Origin of the sequence: Streptomyces sp. 8L (assembly GCF_020176795.1) — a bacterium.
Taxonomy (GTDB): domain Bacteria; phylum Actinomycetota; class Actinomycetes; order Streptomycetales; family Streptomycetaceae; genus Streptomyces.
Genome location: NZ_JAIUKE010000718.1, coordinates 1 through 3,866 on the forward strand (window position 1 = coordinate 1; position 3,866 = coordinate 3,866).

A 3,866-nucleotide genomic window follows, 5' to 3' on the forward strand; every position below is an offset into this window, starting at 1 on the left:
TGCTGGACATCGACGATGCCGCGGTCGACGGCTCGCACATCCGGGCCCTCAAAGGCCAGGCTCACACCGGACCTTCGCCGGTCGACCGCGGCCGCCCGGGAAGCAAGCACCACCTGATCACCGACCGGCACGGAACACCCCTCGCGGTGTCGCTGACCAGCGGAAACCGGCATGACGTCACTCAGCTCATGCCGCTACTGGACACGATCCCCCACATCCGCGGCCGGGTCGGCAGGCCCCGTTGCCGACCACGGCGACTGTTTGCCGACCGTGGCTACGACTACGACAAGTATCGACGTCTGCTCCGCGCGCGTGGCATCACGCCGAGGATCGCCCGAAAGGGCACCGCCCACGGCTCCGGCCTGGGCAAGACCAGGTGGGTCGTCGAGCGTACCTTCGCCTGGCTCCATCAGTTCAAACGCCTTCGGATCCGCTACGAGATACGAGCCGACCTCCACCTCGGCCTGCTCCAACTCGCATGCAACATCATCTGCTTGCGACGACTCCGGACCTCATTCTGAATGATCGGTTAGCAGCTGTTGTCATTCCGATCCTGAGGGGTGGGTGCCGAACGGGAGTCGCGGTCGACTGCGGGCCTTCAGACACGGCCCTCTTGGCGGCTCGGGGTCGCGAAGCCGACCGAGTTTCAGGAGACCCTGGCCGCAGTTGTACGTGCCCGCGCCGGTCGAGTCAGCCAGTAAAGACCGGGGTTGGCGCCCTCCATTGAGAAATCACCTCCCGACCGAAAGATCCATTTTCGTGAGGAGGTTTCAGCGCCTGGCGTACGCGCGGATGAACGCATGGGCTCCTTCGACCATGATCTGGCGGATCCGGTCAGGGTCGGCGTGGGCGGGAACCGGGTGGCGTTCGTAAGCCAAGAGGAGAGTGAGGGCGCCGAAGTGATCGGCGGCCAGGCGAGGGTTGTCCGTGTCGAGGAGTCCGGCATCGGCGAAGTGGGCGATGTGTTGCGCGAGTGCTGCCTGGATCGGCGCCGTGTCGATGTCGTCCTCGGTTGTGGGCGTCCGCAGGCGCTCCTGGGCGACGAGGGCGAACCCTGCGTGCAGGTCGGCGGAGCCGACGACCTTCGCGCCGAGGTCGATCGCCAATGCGGTGAGTGCCGCTTCCAGTTGCGGCACTGTCGCGATCGGTGCGTCTTTCGGAAGGTGTTCTTCGATTGCCCGGAGTCCTGTCGCCAGTAGTGACTCGGACACTTCGGAGAGGATGGCCAGGAAGAGGCTCCGCTTGTCGCCGAAGTAGTCGTACACGGTGCGTTTCGAGACAGCCGCTCGGGCCGCGACAGCGTCCATGTTGACACGGTCCACGCCTTCGTGGACGAACAGGTCCCGGGCGGCGGCGAGGATCGCCTTCCGCTTCTTCGAGTCTCCCTCGCGCACCGTCTTCTCCACACCGTAAGAGCTCATCGCCACCTCCGCGAACCACTCTACACCGTGCAGTGCAGTTTACTTGCTGCACTGCACGGTGTAGTTTTTTTGCGACACCGCCAGACCCTCCTGAAAGGGGGAATCGCCCGTGCCGCGAGCGCCTGCCGTTATCGGTAATCTCGCCGAATCCGCCATGGGGCGGCCGGCTCAGCTGCTGGATGCCAGTGAGCCCGCCCCCGGCTTCCTCGAACTGGAACTGCACGCCGAGCCGCCGCCCGGCGGCTGGCATCCCGGCCACGAGATACAGATCCGCGCCACCCCAACCCAGGGGCGCCGCTACACCGTGCGGGCGGTGCGCGTCACGGACTCTGGCTCCGAACGCATCACCGTCCTCGCCGCCACCGAAGCCGACGGGCCAGGAACGATGTGGATGCGCCGACTGCGTGTCGGCAGCCACGCGACGTTGCTGGCCGGTCGCCACCGGCCGCTGCGCGAGCATGGCTCCCGACGCCTCTACCTCGGCGACGGCTGCGCTCTCGGCACCCTTGATGCCTGCGCCCAGGGCGGCAATGCGCCGATGGTGACCGTCGAGGTACCGGCAGACGCCGTCGGACCCCTGACCGACCGCTGGCCCCGGTACCGCTTCCTGCCCGCCACGGGAGCGCCGGGCGACGCACTGCAGACCTGGCTCGAACAGGCCGTCGGCGACGACGAGGTCAGCAACCTCGACGGCGCCGTACTGCTGGGCCACGCCCAGTCGATCCAGCGCCAGCGGCGGGTGCTCACCGACAGCCTGAACCTGCCTCGCCAGGCCATCACCACGAAACCGTACTGGGCCACCGGCAGGGCGGGACTGTAGGACCCGCCGACACACCCTGCGCAGAGCAGTAGCCCAGGAGTACGTCCTGCCGAGCACACCGCGAGAAACACCGTCAAACCCCGAAGGACTGAACATGACTCAGAACATGGCTGAGACACGCCACCCCCGCCGCAACCGCTCCGTCCTCGTCTCCGGCGCGAGTATCGCCGGCCCCGCGATCGCCTACTGGCTGCACCGCTACGGCTTCGACGTCACCGTCGTCGAAAAGGCCGGCTCCGTGCGCGGCGGCGGTTACCCCATCGACATCCGCGGCACCGCCCTGGAGGTCGCACGGCGCATGAACGTCCTGCCCCGACTGCAGAAGGCGCATGTCAACACGGAGCGCATCACCTTCATCGACACCGACGGCAGCACCATCGCCGCCCTGAGCGCCGAGAGCATGGCCATCGGCGCGGGCGAAGACCTTGAGGTACAGCGCGGCGACCTGACCGAGACCATCTACGACGCCGTCCGCGAATCCGTCACGTTCATGTTCAACGACTCCATCGCCGCCCTCGACGACCGCCCCGACGGCATCGAGGCGACCTTCCGCAGCGGCGCCCGCCACACCTTCGACGTCGTCATCGGAGCGGACGGAATCCACTCCCACACCCGCCGGCTGGTCTTCGGCCCCGAAGAACCCTTCCACCACTACCTCGGCTCGTGCTTCGCCGGCTTCACCGTGCCCAACCACCTCGGCCTCTCCCACGAGGGCATGGTGTGGAACACCCCCAGCCAGCGCGCCGCCCTCTACGCCGCCGGCTCCGGCGGGCAGGTGTTCGGGCTGCTCTCCTTCAGGCGCCCGGACCTGCCCTTCGACGTCCTCCGCAACCCGGACGCGCAGCGCGAACTGGTCGCCGCCGCCTTCCCGGACGAATGCTGGGAGATCCCCCGGATGGTCGCCGAGATGCGCGACGCCGAGGATCTGTTCTTCGACGCCATCAGCCAGATACGGATGACCCACTGGTCCCAGGGCCGGGTCGCGCTGGTCGGCGACGCCGCCTACGCCCCCTCGTTCCTGACGGGGCAGGGCACCAGCCTCGCCCTGGTCGGCGCCTATGTCCTGGCCGGAGAACTGGCCACACACGCCGACCACACCAAGGCGTTCGACGCCTACGACAAGGTGATGAGGCCATTCGCGACCCTCAACCAGAAACTCGCGAACGGGGGCGACACCCCTCTCTTCCCCGCAACCGACGAGTCCCTCCAGGAGCGCAACGCGGCCCTCCGCGCACTTTCAACCCTCCCCGCCGACTCTGGGCACGACGCGTACAGCGCGCTCACGCTGCCCGACTACGAGTAACCCTCACGGTCGCCTCAACGGATCAGCCTGCGCCGGCTCCCGGGAGCCGGCGCCAGCTGAGCGCGGTATGGACGGCTGACCGGAAGAGGGCGACCAGCGCGCTCCGGCATCTTCTGCCCCCCTTCTTGTCGAAAAGGAGTCCCGACCGGAGGTCCCGGGCGCCTCGCGCAAGCCGACAGGGCCTCCTGACCAGCTCGTTGGTGTCGAATCATCAGGCAGCGGGAGGCGTTGATGCAGAGTCTTGTATGCCGATGGCCGGGCAGCCCAGTGTGGTTACCTGGGAATGTGACTGCCTGACTCACCGGTTACTGAGTGACGTCAT

General features: G+C 67.5%; 4 protein-coding genes. 3 read left to right on the forward strand and 1 reads right to left on the reverse strand.

Translation table 11 applies throughout. The features are described from left to right. The coding region (locus tag LCE31_RS37725; protein ID WP_225022636.1) for an IS5 family transposase at positions 1 to 521 on the forward strand (521 nt) is incomplete at its 5' end. Positions 522 to 770: 249 nt separating this feature from the next. Here LCE31_RS37725 and LCE31_RS37730 read toward each other — a convergent pair. After that, positions 771 to 1,421, reverse strand: coding sequence for a TetR/AcrR family transcriptional regulator (locus tag LCE31_RS37730; RefSeq protein WP_225022637.1), 651 nt, complete (start codon positions 1,419 to 1,421; stop codon positions 771 to 773). Between the two features lie 154 nt (positions 1,422 to 1,575). On the opposite strand from LCE31_RS37730, the gene LCE31_RS37735 reads away from it, so the two are divergent. Both LCE31_RS37735 and LCE31_RS37740 read left to right on the forward strand, forming a co-directional pair. Next, the gene (locus tag LCE31_RS37735) at positions 1,576 to 2,241 is read left to right on the forward strand and encodes a hypothetical protein (protein WP_225022638.1); all 666 of its coding nucleotides are present in this window, start codon (positions 1,576 to 1,578) and stop codon (positions 2,239 to 2,241) included. Positions 2,242 to 2,335: 94 nt separating this feature from the next. After that, the gene (locus tag LCE31_RS37740) at positions 2,336 to 3,544 is read left to right on the forward strand and encodes an FAD-dependent monooxygenase (protein WP_225022640.1); all 1,209 of its coding nucleotides are present in this window, start codon (positions 2,336 to 2,338) and stop codon (positions 3,542 to 3,544) included. Positions 3,545 to 3,866: the final 322 nt, after the last annotated feature.